Source organism: Corallococcus sp. AS-1-6 (assembly GCF_020037015.1).
Classification (GTDB): Bacteria; Myxococcota; Myxococcia; order Myxococcales; family Myxococcaceae; genus Corallococcus.
This window is the reverse complement of record NZ_JAIQDE010000014.1, coordinates 118,082-137,782: the sequence shown is the minus strand read 5'-3', so window position 1 is coordinate 137,782 and position 19,701 is coordinate 118,082. Positions and strand designations below refer to the sequence as shown.

The following is a 19,701-nucleotide window of genomic DNA, read 5'->3' as shown; positions in this document are numbered from 1 at the left end:
TGTGTTTGGGGTGTTTCCGCCGTCCTCCGGATCGGCCGGGCTTGACGATGGACGGGGGTTGTGGCCTCATGAATTTGATTTCGATAGTCAAAATCAATTGGAGAACGCGATGCTCGGTCAGGGATGCTGCAGGGCGGTGCTGGCGCGAGGCCCGTGCGCTGAAGTGACGCGGTGCAGTTGTGGGCACATCCACCTGGCGGTGGGGCCGGTGACGCTTCGCCTGGAGGAGGACGTCCTGCGCGCGCTGGGCCACACCCTGGTGGAGGCGATCCACCAGTTGGAGCTGCCGCCCACGCACGAGGCGGACGCGCGGGAGCCGGCCGAGGCCGCCGCCCACGGGGCCCCCACCGGCGGGTGGAAGCAGTGAGCGGCGTCCGGGGTATGATCCGCTGGGGCGGCGTCGGGCGCTCCGCGAGGGACAAGCGCCTTCCTTGCGCGTCCACGGCCCTCGCGGGCCTCCCGTCCACGCAGCGGCTGTCCCTGAGGCTGGAGCAGGGGACGGGGATGGCGCGGCGCCAGGCGGAGCAGTCCCCCTTCCTGGAGGCGCTCTTCCACGGCTCGTGGAACGGCGGCGTCTATGGCCAGTTCGTGCGGGCGCGCCACTACGTGAACCACCTGCGCCAGCTCCACGTCGTCTACGAGTCGCTGGAGTCCGTGCTGCCGGGACTGAAGGACGGCCCGCTCACGCGCGTGCTGCGGCTGCCGGAGCTGCGGCGGGCCTCCGCGCTGCTGGCGGACCTGGACTGGTTCTGCGGCGACACGCGCACGAAGCCGTTCGCCTGCGCGGAGGCGCGGCTGCACGCCGAGCGGATCCGCGAGGTGGCGGCGGAGGCCCCGCACCTGCTCATCGCCCATGCCTGGGCCCGCTGCGTCCAGGACCTGTACACCGCGCCCCAGCGCTCGGAGCTCGTCGCGAGGGCGTTCGAGCTGGAGAACGGCCGGGGCACGGCCTTCTACAACGCGGTGTCCGCCGCGGAGCTGCCCGCCTTCCAGTCCCGGTGGGCGGCCCGGCTGGACGAGGTGCCGCTGACGGAAGCCCAGGCCCAGGAGGTGGTGCAGGAGGCGCGGCTGGCCTTCCGCATCCAGGTGCTCATCGGAGACGAGCTGGCGCGGGACGCACCGGAGCTCGAGGGCCCGGGCGGGACCGCCGGGTAGGGTGACTTCAAACCCACCGGGGAGGTGAGCCGGCACCACGGGCACCGCCTCGGCTGGGAGGGCGATATGCCGTTTCGTGACAGCCACGCTAGGATGGTGGAACGTGACGCTCCAGATGACCTCTCCCATTGATCGCCGCGCTTTCCCTCGCATCCACGCGCCCCTCTATTCGCGTCCCGCGCGAATGAAGGTGGGTGAAAAGAAGCAGGTGCTCGACGTCAGCCTCGGGGGCGCGCGCATCTACTCGGATGATCCACAGGACGTGGGCACGCGTCTGGACCTGGAGCTGTTCCTTCCGGACGGCAGCTCGCTGGAATGTACCGCGCGCGTCGTCTGGGCCATCAAGTTACCCAAGGACGCCGTGGCCCGCTTCGAGGTCGGCCTGTCCTTCATCGACGTGCCGGAGCCCGTCCTGGCGCGGCTGAAGACAGTGCTCGTCTCGGACGAGCGCTGACGCGAAGAGCTTGGGCCTCCAGGCAAGAAGCGGCTGAGCAGGGGCGCGCATCTCGCGAGTCCCCGTTCGTCAACTCGGCCCTCATCCGCGGCAAGGACAGCCCGCAGGATTGCCAGGCGCAGAACCGCATCAACGGCGGCCTCCCCGTCACCGACCCGGCCTGGAACGGCCGACTTCCTCCCGGAGGGCAGGGGGCCCGGCGTCACGCGGCGCCAGGGCCCGTCCCTCGTTGGACCGCGGCTACGCCGCCGACGCGCGGTCCAGCTCGCGCAGGTCGTCCGTCTCCAGCTTCAGGGAGAAGGCCCCGAGCAGCTCCTTCACCTGCGCCACCGACGTGGCGCTGGCGATGGGCGCCACCACCGTGGGCCGCGTCTCCAGCCACGCGAGCGCCACCTGCGACGGCGTGGCCCCGCGGCGCTCCGCCACCTTCTTCAGTGTGGCGACGACGCCCCAGCCCCTCGCGTTGCCATACTTCCTGAGCACGTTGCCCGCGCGCGCCGACGCCGGGGCCGGCTGCCGCTCCTGGTACTTGCCGGTGAGGAAGCCCGCGGCGAGCCCGAAGTAGGGCGCCACGGCCAGCCCCTCCTGCTCGCTCACCTGCTGGAGCGCGCCCTCGAACTTCGGGCGCTCCACCAGGTTGTACTCCGGTTGAAGCACCTGGTAGCGCGCGAGCCCCAGCTTCTTCTGCGTGTCCAGGGCCTCCCGCGCGCGCTCCGCGGTGTGGTTGCTCAGGCCCAGCGCCTTCACCTTGCCCGCCTTCACCAGCGCGTCGAAGGCGCGGAGCGTCTCCTCGAAGGGCGTGTTCGGGTCGTCATAGTGCGCGTAGTACAGGTCGATGCGCTCCACGCCCAGGCGGCGCAGGGACGCGTCCACGCTCTTCTCGATGTGCTCGCGCGTGAGGCCCTTGCCCAGCGCCGTCTCCGCGCCGACCTTCGTGGCCACCACCAGCCGGTCCTTCGCCTTGCGCGAGGCAATCCACCGGCCCAGCACCGTCTCCGACTCGCCGCCCACGTGGCCGGGGACCCACCGCGAGTACACGTCCGCGGTGTCCACGAAGTTGCCGCCGCCTTCCACGAACGCGTCGAGCACGGCGAACGAGGTCGCCTCGTCCGCCGTCCAGCCGAAGACGTTCCCGCCCAGACACAGCGGGAACACCTCCAGGCCCGTCGCTCCCAGCTTCCGCTTCGCCGCTGCTCCTGCCGCCATGCCCCAGTCCTTCCGGTGAGGCCGGGCCCGTCCTACCCCGGCGTGAACCACACCACCGACAGCGGGGGCAGGGTGAGCACCGCGGACGCGGGCTGGCCGTCCCAGCCCGTCGCCTCCGTGTGCACCTGGCCCCGGTTGCCCATGCCGCTGCCGCCGTACTCCCCGGCGTCGGTGTTGACCAGCTCCACATAACGGCCGTGGAGCGGGAAGCCCACGCGATAGTCCTCGCGAGGCACCGGCGACAGGTTGGCCACGCACACCACGTGGCGGCCCGGCGTGCGCGAGCGGCGCACGAAGGCCAGCACGTTCGCCGCGGACGCGTCCGGCTGCAGCCACTGGAAGCCCATGGGCTCGCTGTCCGAGTCGTACAGCGCGGGCACGTCGCGGTAGACGCGGTTCAGGTCGCCCACCAGCTTCTGGATGCCCTTGTGGCCCGGATCCTGGAGCAGGTGCCAGTCCAGGCTCTTGTCGTGGTTCCACTCCGCCGGCTGGCCGAACTCGCCGCCCATGAAGAGCAGCTTCTTGCCCGGGTGGGCCCACATCCACGCGAACAGCGCGCGCAGGTTGGCGCGCTTCTGCCACGCGTCCCCCGGCATGCGCCCGTACAGGCTGCCCTTGCCGTGCACCACCTCGTCGTGGCTCAAGGGCAGCATGAAGTGCTCGCTGAACGCGTACAGCAGGCCGAAGGTGAGCTGGTTGTGGTGGTACTGCCGGTAGACGGCGTCCTTGGAGAAGTACGACAGCGTGTCGTGCATCCAGCCCATGTTCCACTTGAAGGTGAAGCCCAGGCCGCCCTCGCTGACGGGCTGGGACACCTTGGGCCACGCGGTGGACTCCTCCGCGATGACGACCACGCCCGGGTGCTTGCGGCGGAGGGTCTCGTTGAGCTCGCGCAGGAACTGGATGGCCTCTTCGTTCTCCCGGCCGCCCCAGCGGTTGGGGACCCACTCGCCGTGCTTCCGGCTGTAGTCCAGGTAGAGCATGGAGGCCACCGCGTCCACGCGCAGCCCGTCCACGTGGTACTCCTCCAGCCAGAACAGCGCGTTGGCGATGAGGAAGTTGCGCACCTCGTTTCGGCCGAAGTTGAAGACGAGCGTGCCCCAGTCCGGCTGCGAGCCCTGGCGCGGGTCCGCGTGCTCGTAGAGGGCCGTTCCGTCGAACTGGCCCAGCGCGTGGCTGTCGCGCGGGAAGTGGCCCGGCACCCAGTCCACGATGATGCCGATGCCCTCCTGGTGCAGGTAGTCCACCAGGTAGCGGAAGTCGTCCGGATGCCCGAAGCGCGCGGTGGGCGCGTAGTAGCCCCCCACCTGGTAGCCCCAGGAGCCGCCGTAGGGGTGCTCCGACACGGGCAGCAGCTCCACGTGCGTGAAGCCCAGCTCCTTCGCGTAGCGCGACAGCTCCGGCGCCAGCTCGCGGTACGTCATGGGCCGGTCGCCGTCCTCCACCACGCGGCGCCAACTGCTCAGGTGGACCTCGTAGACGCTCCACGGGTGGTGGGCCGCGTCCACGTGCTTGCCGCGCGCCTCCAGCCACGCGCTGTCGCCCCAGGCGTAGCGCTGCAGGTCATGCACCACGGACGCGGTGGCGGGCGGCGTCTCCGTGCGGAAGGCGAAGGGGTCCGCCTTGAGCAGCGGGCCGCCGCCGTGGCCGGGCCTTATCTCGAACTTGTAGCGGGTGCCTTCACCCACCTCCGGGACGAACAGCTCCCAGATGCCGGAGGACCCCATGCGCCGCATGGCGTGCAGGCGGCCGTCCCAGCCGTTGAAGTCCCCCACCACGGACACGCCCCGGGCGGTGGGCGCCCACACGGCGAACGACGTGCCCTTCACGCCGTTGTGGTGGAGCAGGTGCGCGCCCATCCGCTCCCAGAGCCGCTCGTGGCGGCCCTCGCCGGCGAAGTACAGGTCCATCTCCCCGATGGTGGGCAGGAAGCTGTACGGGTCTCGCAGCGTGAAGACCTTCTTGCCCGGGTACTCCACCTCCAGCAGGTAGCTGAAGGGCTCCGTGCGGCCGTTGATGCGCGCCTCGAAGACGCCGCCGGTGCGGTGCTGCATGGGCACCTTGCCCCCGAACTCCGGCAGGACGTGGATGGCCACGGCCTCCGGGCGGTAGGCGCGCACCACCACCGCGTCGCCATCCGGGTGGACGCCCAACACGGAGTGGGGCTCCGGATGGCGCAGCTCCACCACGCGTTGCAGCTCCGCGTCCACCTGTGCTCTGTCCGCAGGCTTCCTCACTGGGCATCCTCCATCCGCAACAGGGCCTCGACGGGGATGCGCACCCAGTCCGGCCGGTTGGCGAGTTCGTAGCGCACTTCGTACAACAGCTTCTCCAGTTCGAAGGCGCGCAACATCGTGTCGAAGGCTTCGTCGGTGTCGGGCAGGAAGGGGGCGCCGCGCGTCGCCTGGCGGTAGCCTTGCAGGAACGCGTCACGGGTGGGGCCCACGCGCCCGCGCGGCTGGCCGCCCTCCAGCGCCACGGTGGCCTCCGCGTAGTCGAACGAGCGCAGCATCCCCGCCACGTCGCGCAGCGCGCTGTACTTCTCCCGGCGCGCGGTGAAGGAGCGGGACGGCTCGCCCTCGAAGTCGAAGAAGAGCCACTGGCCCTCCGAGCGCAGCACCTGCCCCAGGTGCAGGTCGCCGTGGATGCGGATCTTCTGGCCGGAGGGCGCCACCTGCGCCAGCCGCTTCGCGTACGCGATGAGGCTCTCGCGCCGGCCCTCCAGGTCCGCGTGCAGCCGCCCGGCGTCCGCCAGCGTCACGCCCAGCTCGCCCACGATGGACGCGCTCCAGCGCTGCAGGTCCTCCTGGAGCAGCGGCTCCGGGGAGAACGCCAGGTCGTCCGGCCCCGCGGAGGCGAACGCCTTGTGCAGCTCTCCCAGCCGCGCGCCCAGCTCGCGCATCTCCCCGAGGAAGCGCTCGGAGAGCGCCTTCTCCTGGCGCAGCCGCTCCAGCGTGTACTTCCAGCCGTCCACGGCGTCCGGCACGAAGCGGTGCGCCAGCGCGAGCGTCGCGCCGGCGGGGCCCTCCAGGTTCAGCGCGCCCACCAACTGCGGCGTCGCGCGGAAGGACGTCTTCGTCGCGAGGAAGCGGCCCACCTCGTATTCGGGGTTCACCCCGGCCTCCAGCTTGCGGATGACCTTGACGATGACCCGCTCGCCCAGCACCAGCGAGGTGTTGCTCTGCTCCACGTTGAGCCGGCGCACCGTGAGCGGCTCCGGCAGCGCCACGCCGCTGTCCGTGGAGGTGATCCACTCGCCCACCACGCGGCCGGATCCGGACACCACCTGCCGGCCCTCGCGCGCCAGGTTGAAGAGGGCGCGCACGCAGTCGTCGTCATCCAGCGCGCTCACCAGCCCCTCGGCCGTGTGGCGGGCCTGGAGCTGGTAGCGCTCCGGGTTCCCCAGCTCGTAGACGACCTCGATGATGGCGAGGGTGAAGGAGCACGTGCCCAGCTCCATGTTCACGTGGTCCGCCACGCTGACGCTCTTGATGGGCCACGCCTTGCCGGCGAACCAACGTTGGGCCTTGAGGAAGTCGGGCAGCTTGGTCAGGTCCAGGGGGGTCACGCGGGGTTACTCCTTCGCCTGCAGCGGCTTGTCCAACCGGAACCACAGGAACATGTAAGGCCCCATCGACAACTGATAGGGCAGGTCGCTGATGCGGGGGAACGGCGTCTCTCCAATCAACTCCACGGGGATGCTGCCCTCGAACTCGCGCAGGTCCACCACGCCCGGCTGCGCGAAGCGCGACAGGTTGCACACGACGAGCACCGTCTGGCCCTCCCATTCGCGCACGAAGGCCAGCACCTTGCGGTTCTCCGTGGTGAGGAAGCGCAAGCTGCCCATGGCGAACACGGGGTAGCGCTGGCGGATGCCGATCATCCGCTTCACCCACTGGAGCAGGCTGGACTTCTGCCGCTCCTGGGCCTCCACGTTGATGGACTGGTAGCCGTAGACGGGGTCCGCGATGACGGGCGCGAACAGGCGCGCGTAGTCCGCGCGGCTGAAGCCCGCGTTGCGGTCGCCGGTCCACTGCATGGGGGTGCGCACGCCGTTGCGGTCACCCAGGTAGATGTTGTCCCCCATGCCGATCTCGTCCCCGTAGTAGAGGACCGGCGTGCCGGGCAGCGTGAAGAGCAGGCTGTGCATCAGCTCGATGCGGCGCCGGCCGTTGTCCATCAGCGGCGCCAGCCTGCGGCGGATGCCCAGGTTGATGCGCATGCGCGGGTCGGTGGCGTACTCCCGGTACATGTAGTCCCGGTCCTCGTCCGTCACCATCTCCAGCGTCAGCTCATCGTGGTTGCGCAGGAAGATGGCCCACTGGCAGTTGTCCGGGATGTCCGGCGTCTGCTGCATGATTTCCACGATGGGCGTGCGGTCCTCGCGGCGCACCGCCATGAAGAGGCGGGGCATCACCGGGAAGTGGAAGCCCATGTGGAACTCGTCGCCCTCGCCGAAGTACACGCGCACGTCGGCGGGCCACTGGTTCGCCTCCGCGAGCAGCACCTTGCCCTGGTACTCGGAGTCGATCGTCTTGCGCAGGCGCTTCAGGAACGCGTGCGTCTCCGGGAGGTTCTCGCAGTTGGTGCCCTCGCGCTCGAAGAGGTAGGGCACGGCGTCGCAGCGGAACCCGTCCACGCCCATGTTGAGCCAGAAGCGCATGACGTCCAGCATGGCTTCCTGCACTTCGGGGTTGTCGTAGTTCAGGTCCGGCTGGTGGCTGAAGAAGCGGTGCCAGAAGTACTGCTTGGCCACCGGATCCCACGTCCAGTTGGAGCGCTCCGTGTCGGTGAAGATGATGCGCGCGCCCTTGTAGGACTCGTCCGTGTCGCTCCAGACGTACCAGTTGCGCTTGGGGCTCTTGGGATCCCGCCGCGCCTCCTGGAACCAGGGGTGCTGGTCGCTGGTGTGGTTGACGACCAGCTCGATGAGGATGCGCAGCCCGCGCTTGTGGGCCTCTTCCACCAGGCGCTGGAAGTCCGCCAGCGTGCCGTAGTCCGGGTGGATGCCGTAGTAGTCCGCGATGTCGTAGCCGTCGTCACGCAGCGGGGACGGGTAGTGCGGCAGGAGCCACAGGCAGTCCACGCCCAGCTCCTGCAGGTACGGCAGCTTTTCAATCAGGCCCGGGATGTCCCCGTGGCCGTCCCCATTGGAGTCGTGGAATGCGCGGATGTGCAGCTCGTAGATGAGCGCTTTTTTGTACCAAAGCGGATCCAGGTCCATACGCCTCTCGGAAGGGGTCACTCGAAGTAGTCGAACGCGTGTTCGGTGCGGCGGTAGCGGTACACGGCCCAGATGGCCGCGGGCTGTTCGGGCGTCAGGCGCACCTGCACGTCCGGACCCTGCCAGAGCGAGCGCTGATCAGCCATCAGCTCCTGCACCTGATAGGTCTCCTCCGCGCTGACGCCCAGCCACTCCATGGGCACGCGGAGCAGCGCCTCCTGGGGCGCGTACGGATCCAGGCTCACCGCCACCAGCACCGTGCTGAGGCCGTCCGGCGAGCGCTTGCCGTAGAAGAGGACGCGCTCGTTGTCGGACTCGAAGAAGCGCAGCGCCTGGTAGTGCTGGAGCGCGGGGTGCGCCTTGCGGATGGCGTTGAGCTTCGCGATCCATTCGGAGATGTTGCCCGGGCGGTCCCAGTCCCAGGCGACGAGCTGGTACTTCTCCGAGTCCAGGTACTCCTCCTTGCCCGGCACCGGGCGGCCCTCGCACAGCTCGTAGCCGGAGTACATGCCCCACACGGAGGACAGCGTGGCGGCCAGCGCCACGCGCAGGCGGAAGGCGCCGGGCCCCGCGTTCTGGAGGTTCTCCGGGAGGATGTCCGGCGTGTTGGGCCAGAGGTTGCCGCGGAAGTAGTCCGCCACGGGCGGCTGGGTGATCTCCTCCAGGTACGTGCGCAGCTCGTCCTTGAAGAGGCGCCAGGTGAAGTACGTGTACGACTGGGTGAAGCCCACCTTGGCCAGGGCCTTCATCACCTTGGGGCGGGTGAAGGCCTCCGACAGGAAGAGCACGTCCGGGTGCAGGTCCTGCACCTCGCGGATGAGCCAGTGCCAGAACCGCATGGGCTTGGTGTGCGGGTTGTCCACGCGGAAGGTCCGCACGCCGTTGTCCACCCAGTGCAGGACGACGGACCGGAGCTCCTTCCAGAGGGCGTCCCGGGCGGGGCCCATCCAGTCGAAGTTGACGATGTCCTCGTAGCGCTTGGGCGGGTTCTCCGCCGTCTTGATGGTGCCGTCCGGGCGGTGCTGGAACCACTCCGGATGCTCCTTCACGTACGGGTGGTCCGGCGAGCACTGGAAGGCCAGGTCCAGCGCCACCTCGATGCCGTGCGCCTTCGCCGCGTCCACGAACGCGCGGAAGTCCTGCAGCGTGCCCAGCTCCGGGTGCACGGCCTTGTGGCCGCCCTCCGCGGCGCCAATGGCCCACGGGCTGCCCACGTCGCCGGGCTCCGCGCGCAGGCTGTTGTTCCGGCCCTTGCGAGCGGTGCGCCCGATGGGGTGGATGGGCGGCAGGTAGACCGTGTCGAACCCGAGCTTCTGGATGTACGGCAGCCAGGCCTGCGCGTCCTTGAACGTGCCGTGCGTCTTGCCGTCGCGCTTCGCGGAGCGGGGGAAGAATTCGTACCAGGCGGCGTTGCGCGCCTTCTCCCGGTCCACGAACACCTCCAGCACCTTGTCGTACTTGCCGGCGAGCGTGCGGTCCGGGTGCCGTGACGCGGCGTCCGCCAGCTCGGAGGACAGCGCGATGAGGAGGTGGTCCGGCGTGGGTGGCGTGCGCAGGCGGGCCCCCGCCTCGGCGAGCAGCCGGTGGTCCTCCGCGGACCTGCCCTTCGCGCGCGCGGCGGCGCCCTCCAGCAGGGCGGCGCCCTCCAGCAGCTCGCTCTTCACGTCGCGGCCGGCGTCCACCTTGCGCTTCAGCTCGTGGGCCCAGGTGCGGAAGAGATCCGGCCAGGCTTCAATCGTGAATTCGTAGCGGCCGTTGTTCGCGAGCGGGATGGAGCCTTCCCAGGCGTCGTTGTTCTTGAAGGCGAGGGGGACCTCGGCCCAGTCCGTCTTCTGGGCGGCGGGGGTGACCTGGCGCCAGCGGGCGACGGCCACGAGGACGTCATGGCCTTCCTTGAAGATGTCCGCCCGGACGGTGAGGGTCTCCCCGGCGACGCGCTTGATGGCGTAGCGCCCCGCGTCCAGCTCCGGCTGGACGTTCTCGATGAACACGCTTCCGAGTCGTTCGGTCATATCGGCTGGCGGCCCCTTATAGGACTCCGAGTCAGTGGCTCCAGGCGGCAATGCGCGGGTGTTGTTGATTGAAGATGGGTGCCGCCTGGTCGCGTTGGCCTGTCAACGTTAGGAACGAGGGGAGCGGACGCCCAGCCCGAGGGGCTGGGTGGACGGGCCCCGATGGTTGAAGCTGGGATCCGCCCCTCCGGTTGCGGTATCCGGGATGACCATGCCGCCCAACGACTCCGCTGCCCAGCAAGCGAGTGACCTGTCGGCCGACCGCGACCTGCTGAGGCAGGTGGCGCTCGGCGGCGCGGCGGCCATGCGGGAGGTCTACGCGAGGTGTTCCGCGCGCGCGTTCGCCATCGCGGTGCGGCTGTTGCCCACGCGCGCGGACGCGGAGGAGGTGCTGCAGGAGACCTTCCTGGACGTCTGGCGGCGCGCGCGCGAGTTCGACCCGGAGCGCGGCGGACTGGAGACGTGGGTCACGACCATCGCGCGCACGCGGGCCATCGACCGGCTGCGGTCGCTGGGCACGGTGTCGCGGATGGTGGAGGGGGTGGCGCAGCAGCCGCCTCCGGTGAGCGCGACGCCGCCGTCGCCGGATGACGCCGCCACCGCGGCGCAGGACCAGGCGCGGGTGCGGGCGGCGATTGCGCAGTTGCCGCCGGAGCAGCGGGAGGTGGTGCTGCTCGGGTATTTCGACGGGCTGTCCCAGAGTGAGATCGCGAAGAAGACAGGCCAGCCGCTGGGGACGGTGAAGACGCGTGCGCGGCTGGGGCTGGAGAAGCTGGCGGTGCTGCTGGACGCGGCGCCGGTGCGCGCATCCGGCTGATTGCAGGACATCCGCCCTGTTCCCCGGGGACGGGCGGTGGGGCAGGCCCCGGCCGTGGCCGCCTTGCCGCTGTCGGGAGGGGCCCCAAAGCTTGCGACTGTTTGGCGAACCCGAGGGAGGGGGCGGACATGCGCAAGATGCGGGAGACGGGGACGGCGTTGATGAACGCGCGGGAGATGCGGCTGGTGTTGGCCAGCGCGCCGCGCAACCTGATGGAGCTGTCCCGGCGCGAGCTGATGGGGATGGTGCGGCGCGCGCGCGGCCTGGTGGACCACTACGAGAAGCTGGCGCACCGGCTGCGCCGCGAGGCCATGCGCGTCCCCATGGGGAGCCGCGTGATGGGAGGGCGCATGGACACGCGGCGCAAGGCGGCCCTGTTCCGCAAGGCGCTGACGCGCTTCGAGTCGCAGTTGCGGCGGATGGAGATGGCGCCGGCGCGCAAGGCAAGGCCGACCCTGCGCAAGCGGCCGGCGGCGAAGAAGACGCTGCGGCCCGCGGCGCGCGCCACGGCGAGGCGCAAGAAGACGGTGGCGAAGAAGGCGCTGCGCCCCGCGGGCTATGCGCGCCGGGGCCCGGTGAAGGCGCGGGCGCACAAGGCGCGGCGCGTTCCGGCGATGAAGGCGCAGGCGCACCGGACCGTGAAGGGGCGGACGCCAGCGCGCCGGGCCGCGACGCGGTAGCGGAGTTCGGGGGAGGGAAGCCGGGTCCGCGTCCAGCTCGTGGCCTGGCGAGGGGGAGGGGAGCTGGACTGTGTCCGCCCCACATGGGGGCGGACACGGTGGGCTCGAGTTGAGTCCGTCGCCAGAAGGACGCAGACAAAGCTGAAGTGAGCGTGCGAGAGCGAACACGAAGAGGCTTCGCCGCGCACGACGCAGGCCGAGCAACGAAATGGGCAGGGAAGCGCCAGAGGCCCACCGCAGTCTACGCGCCGAAAGCCCGAAGAAAGTCCTAAGCGGTGCTGAGCCGTTGAACAGGACTCCCAGGTGGGAGAGCCCATCATGTCCCCGGAGCATTCTTCACGGGCATAGAGGGGGAATCCTGGGCCGCTGGAGACGGTATCGCCCCGAAGTCCGGATCCACGAGGAGTGCCGCCACCTGAATGCAAGGAGCAAGCCCGAGCGCTTCGGTGTCCTCGGTAGCTCGTTAGGGGAAATCGGGAGCCGCCAGCTCCGCACCGGAGCACGACTCCTGTGCGCCGTCCGGCATGGTGGCTGAAGCGACGATGTCGGCGGCACGCTTTTCCATGTCAGAGCGCGGCTCCGGCGTTCCGTCATGCTCGGTCGTTGACGAGGCGGCGCGCGCACCCTGCTCCTCACCGCAGGTGCTCCGCTCCAGCGCCACGTCCTGCGCGGCGGGTGACACGCAGGCGCCAATCTCCTCGATGCATGGGAGCCGCTTCAGCGCGTCGACCTGCACTGCCGCTAAAGCGGAGGCGCGGGCACGCTTCTCCTCACCGCAGGTACTCCGCTCCAGCGCCACGTCCTGCGCTGGGGCTGACACGCAGGCGCCAGGCTCCTCGATGCATGGGATCCGCTTCAGCGTATCGACCTGCACTGTTGCTGAAACGGAGGAGCCGGCACTGCGCTCCTCACCACAGTTGTTCCGCTCCAGCGCCACGTCCTGCGCGGCGGTTGACACGCAGGTGTCATGCTTCTCAATGCATGGGATCCGCTTGATCGTGTCGACCTGCACTGTCGCTGACACGGAGGAGCCGGCACTGTGCTCCTCACAGAAAGAGTGGTGCTCCGGTGCTTCGTCGTGTAACGCCGCTGATGAGGAATTGGCGGTGCTACCTTCCTCGTTGCAAGGGTGCGGCTCCAGTGTTTCATCTCGTGCGGGCGCACCGAGGCTGGTCTCCTGTTTGTGCGGGGCTTCGGCAGAGACAGATGCCCGCGGAGCGGGGGCGAAGGCATTCAGGACGAGCTCATCGCAAGCCTTCATCAGCGCCGGCAGTTCGTGCTGAAGCGCCCGCCCGTCGCGCTCATGCAGCATTGCCATCGCGCGGGAGGCCCACGCGCGCAGCGCGGCTCCGCCCAGAAGCGGCAGCAGTTTGGCGGCGCCTCCCATGAAGGCCCGCTGCAGGGACTGGACGAGGAGCACATGCCCGGGCCGCTCCGCCACGCGTGCAGCCTCCCGAAGCAGGTCGAACTCCGCCTGGGCGCAGGTTGCCCCCGACTCCCAGCGCGCCGCGTCCTGGAGCCGGAAGCACGCGCTCCCCAGCCGGTCCAGGTCGCGGTCCGAAGCCTTCGAACAGCAGTCGACGAGCAATTCCACCAGCACCTGCCGCTTGAGGCTGAAGTAGCCCTCCAGCAGCCACCGGGCCTGCGGGGAGCGCGCGTCATGCAGCGCCAGGCCCAGGTTCTCCAGCGTCAGTGACTCATCCAACGCCACCGCGCGAGTCTTTCGCCCGGGGCGCTGCACCACCAGCCCCCGCGCCGCCAACCGCCGCAGCGCCTCGCGGATGGTGCCCCGGCACACCTCATAACGACGCGCCAGCTTCGCTTCGGAGCCAAGCTGCCCGCTCGGGGGCAGCCGTCCCAGTGCGATATCGCGCTCGATTTGCGCTTCCACGTACGCCACGAGTCCTCGCCGCTCCATCCCCATCCCCCTCCTCGTTCCAGCGTCGCCATCCCACCACAGGGGTCTGACATGGACGTGCGGCCCACCTTCCGCATCGCGGACTTGCCAAGCCCACCCCCGGGCGGCGGGAGGCGAAAACCTGTCCGACTGTCGGACAGGTTTTGAGGCCACCGGCCCCGGGCGGGCGCCTCTTCCGCGCCCCACCTTGGTGTTCATGCACGCACGGCGTCACGCCCGCACCGGTCCAGCCCGGCCTTGGGTACACGCGGCGGAAACTGGTCCGACGGTCGGACAAGTTTTGATGCAACGAGGCCCCGTCGGGCGCCTCTGTCCGCGCCCCACCTTGGCGGTCGCGCACGCACGACGTCGCGACCCACGGTCACGCTTCGCGCGCCCCCTCCTGATGGTCTGGGCGCGGGGTTTGCTTACGAATTCTGTCGATGAAGGCCCATGCGGAATCCTGGCCGTACGCCGTAGTGGTGCTGCTGGTGTTCTTTGGAGTGCCTCAGCTCCTGCGCCACTTCATCCCCGACCGACAGTTGGCGATGATGGTGTTTCCCGTCGTCCTGTTCGTCCTGCTGGTGCCGACAGCCCTCTACTTTTTTCCTCGCTACCGCCGGAGCAAGCAGCTCACGGACGAGGGGCTCCAGTTGTTGTCGGAGGGGAGGGTGGCCGCCGCGCTCGAGCGGTTCGAGGCGTCGCGGCCCCTGGCGAAGGTCCAGGTCGTTCCCACGTATAACATCGGCATCGCCCGGCTCCAGATCTGGCAATTGCCGGTGGCGGGGCGGGAGCTTTCCAGTCTGGAGTCACGGAAGGGTTTGACGGCGCAGTTCCGCGCGGTGTTGTCCGCGGCGCTCGCGCTGGTGGATGCGATCGAAGGTCGGCTGGCACGGGTGGCGCCCCGTCTGGCTGAGGCGCGGTCGCGGGTGGACGTTCCCTTGTGGTTCGCCCCGCTCGCTTCCGCAGTGGTGGCGTGTCGAGAGGGGCACTGGGCCGAGGCTCGCGCGCTGCTGGCCGATGCCGCGCTGGAGAATCTCAACGGGCCGCTGCGTGGTCTGCGGAATGCGCTGGAAGCATGGTGCGTCGAGCAGCTCACCGGGGAGGCTCGGCCGGTGGACGCCATCGCTCTGTTCGGGGAGGCGTCACAGGACTCGCTCCAGGCCGCGTGGCCGTATGTGGTGAAGCGGTCTCGCTGAGTCAGAAGCCGGTCCGTGGGAGCGACTCGGGCTGACTTGAGGCCCAGGCCCCATGTATCGGGTCCAGTCACTCCGGCGGGGGAATCAGCGGACCGGTGAAGGCGACCTCCAGGCCTCCGTACTCCGAGGGGGCCAGGGTCATCTTCCAGCCGTGCAGCTCCACTACGTTGTGCACGATGTGCAGGCCCAGGCCCTGGCCTTGGGGCTCTCGTGTCCTCGCGTCGTTGCCTCGGAAGCGGCGCTCCAGGATCCTGGAACGCTCTTCCTCGGCGATGCCGGGTCCGTCGTCGATGACCCTCAGGTGGAAGGTCTGGTGGCGCGTCGTCTCCAGCACCACCGCCACGTGGCCGTCCTCGCGGCCGTACCGGATGCCGTTGAGCACCACGTTGCTCACCGCCTGCTCCAGCAAGGTCTCGTCGCCCATCACCCAGGTGGGCGTCGCCGGGACTCCGCTCTCCAGGGCGATGCGCTGGGGCCTCGCGATGGGCTGGTGCCGGCCCAGCACCCGTGACACCAACGCGTTCAGGTCCACCGGCGCGTGCTGCACCTGCGGTGCTCCCGCCTCCAGCCTCGCCGCCGCTCCCAGGTTGTGCACCAGCGAGGCCATGTAGTGCGCCTCGCTCATCGCGGACACCATCAGGCCTGACTCCAATGGCTCACCTGCTCGCATCCGCTGCTGCATCGCGGCCAGGTGCCCCTGCAACACCGTGAGCGGCGTCATCACGTCGTGCGTCGTGTTCGCCAGGAAGTCCCGCAGCGTCTGCTCGCGCGCTTGCTGGTGCGCCATCTGTGCCTGGATCTCCGCTCGCGCCTGCTGGAAGGCGCGGGCCAGCTCCGCGATCTCGTCGCTGCCGCTCACCGTCACGGGCTGCTCGTAGCCGCTGCCCGAGGAGGCTCGCACCTCTTCCGTCAGCCGGCGCAGGCGCTGCACCACCGGTCCCAGCGCGACCACCATCGCGGACAGGAGGATCAACGTGGGCACTCCCCAGACGTACAGTGGCGGCAGTCCCACCTCCGGCGACTCCGCGGGCTCCACCCGCCGCGCGAGCACGTACTCGCAGGGGCCTCCATCCCAGGGCATTCGCAACAGCAGGTCCTGCACCAGCGCGCCGTCCGCCTTCGAGTAGCGGCGCACGCCCACGCCATCTTCCCGCACGCCCTTGCGTAGCTCGTCGTCCAGCGCCGGTGCCTGCGGGTTTCGCGAAACGAACTGTCCGTCGAACGGGTAGAGGTTCACCGGGGGCAGGCGCCGTCCCAGCGGCCCCCGGGGCTCCATGCGCGGCGGACCTTCATCCCCGGGCCTGGGGCCTGCGGGCCTTTTGCCTGGGGGGGCGTTCGGGGCGACCTTGCCGGAGGGCGGACCTCCGTTGCCGTCGGGCAGGCCTTCGCGCTCCCAGGGGGGACGTTGGGGCGAACGGGCGCGGACCATCCACGTCTCGGGCGCGGCCTCGCAGCGCTCGCGGCCGCCGGACTGCATCTGCGACAGCGTGGACGCGATGATGACGTCGTCCGTCGTGCGGCGGCGCACCGAGTGCTCCACCTGCACCAGCGCGAACACCGCGGGCACCGTCACCGCCACCGCCGTGAGCGCCAGCCGCAACCGCAGCTTCACGCATCCTCCCCGGGCACCAGCCGGTAGCCCACGCCCCACACCGTCTCCACGCACTTCACCGGCCCCAGTTTGCGCCGCAGCCTCGACACGTGGACGTCCAACGTGCGCTCCGTGCCCTCACGCTCCGGATCCAACACGTGCTCCACCAGCCACTGCCGCGTCACCGCCTCCTGCGGCCTGCGCGCCAGCGCCGCGAGCAAGCCGAACTCCACCCGCGTCAGCTCCACCGGCCGCCCCTGCACCTGCACCGTGTGCCCCTGCAGGTCGATGCGCACCGGGCCCACCTCCACCACCGCCTGCTCCTTCTGCAACGTGGGCCGGCGCAGGCGCGCACGTACGCGCTCCACCAGCTCCTCCGGCCAGAAGGGCTTGGTCATGTAGTCGTCCGCGCCCAGCTTCAGCGCCCGGACCTTGTCCAGCGTGTCGTTGCGCGCGCTCAGGATGAGCACCGGGACCTCCGAGAAGGTCCTCAGCGCCTTGAGCATGTCCATGCCATAGGCGCCCGGCAGCATCAGGTCCAACACCACGAGGCTCACGTCCGGCAGGTCGCCGGAGACCAGCAGCCGGCCCTCGCGCCACCACACGGGCTCGAAGCCCGCGCCGCGCAGGTGCCCGACAATCTGGGACCCGAGCGCGTCGTCATCCTCCACCAGCAGGATGCGGTCGCCCATGCGCCATGCCTCCCTTCGGACACCCGCCGGAGGACTCCGGGGGCCCGGATCACCCTAGTTCAGGGCGTGCCCCCGTCGAAGCCCGGCGGCGGCCCCATGCCGCCATCCCAGCCAGGTGGAGGACCCATGCCTCCGTCGCCGCCCGGAGGCGGACCGCCGGGCCCACCGCCACTGCTGCCGCCCGGTATGGCGCAGGACGCGTTGTTCAGCGACGAGCGGATGACCAGCGTCTTGGACGCCAGCATCGCGCCGTCCGACATGCGCTGCGTGGCGAAGAGGTAGTCGCCCACCGCGTCCGCGGAGACCACCGTGTCGTTCTGGTTGGTCGTGTCGCGCGCGCCGCGCGTGTCGTAGAGCGGCTGGTGGTTGATGATGTCGTCGCTCGTCGCGTCGTCGAAGAACAACTGCGACGTGACGAACTCCTGGCCGTTCACCCGCACCGTGAAGTGGATGTGGATGGTGCGGCTGCTGTACCAGCCGGGGAAGCACGTGTCGAAGTCCACGCGCCCGTTGGCGTCCGTGGTCTGCACGCCGCGGAACCACCGCGCCGACCGGGCCGTCGCGTCCCCGGACGTGCAGAAGTCGCTCGCGTCCTCGCCGGAGTACAGGCCCTCCGGGCCCGCGTGCCAGATGTCCACCGTGGCACCCGGGATGGGCTTGCAGGACTCGTCCACGACGAGGAAGGCCAGGCGCACCGGCAGGCCGTCATGGCCCTCGCTGATGTCCTTGCGGTCCACCGTGGTCGCGTAGCAGGGCCCCAGCGTTGCCTCGCAGTTGAGGTTGCACACCGTGCCCATGCCGGACGCGAACGGATCCGGATACGTGGCGGCGGCTGTCATCGCCGCGGTGCCTCCCGTGGCCCAGGTGCCCGGGTCCACCACTCCCGCATCGGTGTCCGTGCCCGCGTCGGTGTTGGTGTCGCCGCCCGTCGTGTCGTCGCCTCCGCAGGCGACGAGCAGCTTCGCCACGGGAACCGCGGCCAGCGACAGGCCGATGCCGCGCAGGAGGCTCCGGCGCGTGATGACCTTGGGGGAAGGGTCCTGGGGGGATTCGCTCTTCATCCGGGGTTCCTCCGGGAGCTCGGGAGCCGGGGGCGGCGAGGGGCCACCCGCGGACCGCCCGGGGCTGACCGGACGGCGAACCGGGTTATCGCGGGAGAACCTTAAGCAATCCTTGCGCGGAAGGGCCGCGACTCAGGAGAAGCGCACTCGGAAGGCCGCGAGCAGCGGACCCGCCGCCCGTCCGTCCGCCGTGGACCGGGGCCCGCCCTCGGGGAGCGTCGTGCCCAGTTCCTCCAACGCGGGCTTCATCGACTCGAAGGCGTGGAGCGCGTCCGCCGCGTTGTCGAAGAAGCGCGGATGCGCCAGCCAGCCGGAGATGCCGCAGGTGACGACATGGAACGAGCGCGAGTCGTCCGCTTCGTAGGTCAGACGCAGGAGGCCGCGGAGGCCCTCGTCCCGCACGATGGCGCCTCCCTGGCTGCCCATGCCCCCGAGCGTCGCGCCGCCCTCGTAGTCACTCCAGCCCGCATCCGTGCCCATGCCCCCCGCATAGCACCCCGAAGGCCCGCGCGGGCGGCGTGACAGGGGGGCGCCGCGCCGTTGCCCGCGGTCCCGGTCTGCCGCAGCGAGCGCCGCCCCGCGTGGGGTTGCACGCCGGTTGTCGGCCCTCGCGCACCGACCAACGTTTGCGGTGTGGGGGGATGCTGTCATGTCCGCGGAGACCATCCATGAGCCGCGCTACACCGAGGAGATCGTTCCCTTCCTCGCGGGCGACGGCCGCGCGCTGCACCTGGTGCACCTGAGCGGCGTTGAGAGGGCGGACAAGGGGCCGGTGGTGCTGGTGCACGGGGCCGGCGTGCGCGGGAACATCTTCCGCGCGCCGGTGCGCCAGACCGTCGTGGATGCGCTGATTGAAGACGGCTACGACGTGTGGCTGGAGAACTGGCGCGCCAGCATGGACGTGGAGCCGGGCGAGTGGACCCTGGACCAGGCCGCCGTCATGGACCACCCGCCCGCCATCCGCGCCGTGCGGGAGAAGACGGGCGCGGACAAGGTCAAGGCCATCATCCACTGCCAGGGCTCCACCAGCTTCACCATGGCCGCGGTGGCGGGGCTCCTTCCGGAGGTGGACCTCATCATCACCAACGCGGTGTCGCTGCACCCGGTGGTGCCCGCGACCGCGAAGGTGAAGCTGCACTACGCCGTGCCGCTGGTCGCGCGGCTGACGCCCTTCCTGGATCCGCAGTGGGCCTACGGCGGCCCCACGCGCACGGCCCGGATGCTGACGCGCGTGGTGCAGGCCACGCATCACGAGTGCCAGAACCTGGTCTGCCGCTGGACCAGCTTCACCTACGGCACGGGCTTCCCGGTGCTGTGGCGCCACGAGAACCTCAACGCCCAGACGCATGACTGGCTCCAGCACGAGTTCGGCCCGGTGCCCTTCAGCTTCTTCCGCCAGATGGACGCGTGCGTGCGCGCCGGCCACCTGGTGCCCGTGGAGGGCTTCCGCGCGCTGCCGGAGGACCTGGGCGTGCGCGAGCCCCAGACGGACGCGCGGTTCGTCTTCCTCGCGGGCGAGCAGAACCGCTGCTTCCTCGCGGAGAGCCAGCGCCGCAGCTTCGAACACCTGGAGCGCTTCCACCCGGGCCGGCACGCGCTGCACCTCCTGCCGGACTACGGCCACCTGGACGTCTTCATGGGCAAGCGCGCGTCCCAGGACGTGTTCCCCCTCATCCTCTCCGAGCTGGATCGCCCGGTGATCCACTGACGAAA

General features: G+C 70.1%; 17 protein-coding genes. 7 read left to right on the top strand and 10 right to left on the bottom strand.

The genetic code is table 11. From position 1 onward, the window contains the following. The first annotated feature begins 109 nt into the window (after positions 1-109). The 3 genes from K8612_RS20815 to K8612_RS20805 all read left to right on the top strand — a co-directional run bounded on the left by K8612_RS20815 (position 110) and on the right by K8612_RS20805 (position 1,609). Entirely contained in the window at positions 110-367 is a 258-nt protein-coding gene (locus K8612_RS20815) for a hypothetical protein (RefSeq protein ID WP_223738277.1), read from the top strand. 14 nt (positions 368-381) lie between these two features. Then, the gene (locus K8612_RS20810) at positions 382-1,155 is read left to right on the top strand and encodes a heme oxygenase (biliverdin-producing) (RefSeq protein WP_223763553.1); all 774 of its coding nucleotides are present in this window, start codon (positions 382-384) and stop codon (positions 1,153-1,155) included. A gap of 115 nt (positions 1,156-1,270) precedes the next feature. Further along, positions 1,271-1,609 carry a PilZ domain-containing protein gene (locus K8612_RS20805; protein WP_223763609.1) on the top strand — a complete coding sequence of 113 codons (339 nt, stop codon included), beginning with the start codon at positions 1,271-1,273 and terminating at the stop codon, positions 1,607-1,609. 240 nt (positions 1,610-1,849) lie between these two features. On the opposite strand, the gene K8612_RS20800 is transcribed toward K8612_RS20805, so the two are convergent. The 5 genes from K8612_RS20800 to K8612_RS20780 are packed head-to-tail and all read right to left on the bottom strand — an operon-like array spanning position 1,850 to position 10,051. Further along, a complete protein-coding gene (locus K8612_RS20800; protein WP_223763552.1) occupies positions 1,850-2,815 on the bottom strand; it encodes an aldo/keto reductase in 966 nt (321 codons plus the stop codon). Between the two features lie 32 nt (positions 2,816-2,847). Next, positions 2,848-5,052: a 1,4-alpha-glucan branching protein GlgB gene (gene glgB / locus K8612_RS20795; protein ID WP_223763551.1), complete on the bottom strand. Its 2,205-nt coding sequence runs from the start codon at positions 5,050-5,052 to the stop codon at positions 2,848-2,850. Continuing rightward, a complete protein-coding gene (locus K8612_RS20790) occupies positions 5,049-6,383 on the bottom strand; it encodes a phosphotransferase (RefSeq protein WP_223763550.1) in 1,335 nt (444 codons plus the stop codon). Before K8612_RS20790 ends, glgB begins: the two co-directional genes overlap by 4 nt. Positions 6,384-6,389: 6 nt before the next feature. After that, positions 6,390-8,039 carry a maltose alpha-D-glucosyltransferase gene (treS, locus tag K8612_RS20785; protein ID WP_223738281.1) on the bottom strand — a complete coding sequence of 550 codons (1,650 nt, stop codon included), beginning with the start codon at positions 8,037-8,039 and terminating at the stop codon, positions 6,390-6,392. Between the two features lie 17 nt (positions 8,040-8,056). Further along, entirely contained in the window at positions 8,057-10,051 is a 1,995-nt protein-coding gene (locus K8612_RS20780; RefSeq protein ID WP_223763549.1) for an alpha-1,4-glucan--maltose-1-phosphate maltosyltransferase, read from the bottom strand. A 211-nt stretch (positions 10,052-10,262) separates the two neighbouring features. Here K8612_RS20780 and K8612_RS20775 point away from each other — a divergent pair, with 211 nt between their 5' ends. Beyond that, complete coding sequence (locus K8612_RS20775) at positions 10,263-10,868, top strand: sigma-70 family RNA polymerase sigma factor (RefSeq protein WP_223738283.1); 606 nt, start codon at positions 10,263-10,265, stop codon at positions 10,866-10,868. A 128-nt stretch (positions 10,869-10,996) separates the two neighbouring features. Further along, positions 10,997-11,548 carry a hypothetical protein gene (locus K8612_RS20770; RefSeq protein ID WP_223763548.1) on the top strand — a complete coding sequence of 184 codons (552 nt, stop codon included), beginning with the start codon at positions 10,997-10,999 and terminating at the stop codon, positions 11,546-11,548. 463 nt (positions 11,549-12,011) lie between these two features. Here K8612_RS20770 and K8612_RS20765 read toward each other — a convergent pair whose 3' ends face one another. Continuing rightward, a complete protein-coding gene (locus K8612_RS20765) occupies positions 12,012-13,448 on the bottom strand; it encodes a FadR/GntR family transcriptional regulator (RefSeq protein ID WP_373692120.1) in 1,437 nt (478 codons plus the stop codon). A gap of 440 nt (positions 13,449-13,888) precedes the next feature. On the opposite strand from K8612_RS20765, the gene K8612_RS20760 reads away from it, so the two are divergent. Beyond that, the gene (locus K8612_RS20760) at positions 13,889-14,644 is read left to right on the top strand and encodes a hypothetical protein (RefSeq protein WP_223763546.1); all 756 of its coding nucleotides are present in this window, start codon (positions 13,889-13,891) and stop codon (positions 14,642-14,644) included. Between the two features lie 67 nt (positions 14,645-14,711). Here K8612_RS20760 and K8612_RS20755 read toward each other — a convergent pair whose 3' ends face one another. From K8612_RS20755 to K8612_RS20740, 4 genes are all read right to left on the bottom strand, one after another. Beyond that, complete coding sequence (locus K8612_RS20755) at positions 14,712-16,256, bottom strand: HAMP domain-containing sensor histidine kinase (RefSeq protein WP_223763545.1); 1,545 nt, start codon at positions 16,254-16,256, stop codon at positions 14,712-14,714. After that, positions 16,253-16,927, bottom strand: a complete 675-nt coding sequence (locus K8612_RS20750; protein WP_223738288.1) for a response regulator transcription factor — start codon at positions 16,925-16,927, stop codon at positions 16,253-16,255. Before K8612_RS20750 ends, K8612_RS20755 begins: the two co-directional genes overlap by 4 nt. A 59-nt stretch (positions 16,928-16,986) precedes the next feature. After that, on the bottom strand, positions 16,987-17,988 hold the full coding sequence (locus tag K8612_RS20745; protein WP_223763544.1) for a protocatechuate 3,4-dioxygenase: 1,002 nt from the start codon (positions 17,986-17,988) through the stop codon (positions 16,987-16,989). Between the two features lie 132 nt (positions 17,989-18,120). After that, positions 18,121-18,468 (bottom strand): hypothetical protein, encoded by a 348-nt coding sequence (locus K8612_RS20740; RefSeq protein WP_223763543.1) that lies wholly within the window; start codon positions 18,466-18,468, stop codon positions 18,121-18,123. A 169-nt stretch (positions 18,469-18,637) separates the two neighbouring features. On the opposite strand from K8612_RS20740, the gene K8612_RS20735 reads away from it, so the two are divergent. Beyond that, positions 18,638-19,696, top strand: a complete 1,059-nt coding sequence (locus tag K8612_RS20735) for an alpha/beta fold hydrolase (RefSeq protein WP_223763542.1) — start codon at positions 18,638-18,640, stop codon at positions 19,694-19,696. The last annotated feature ends 5 nt before the right edge of the window (positions 19,697-19,701 follow it).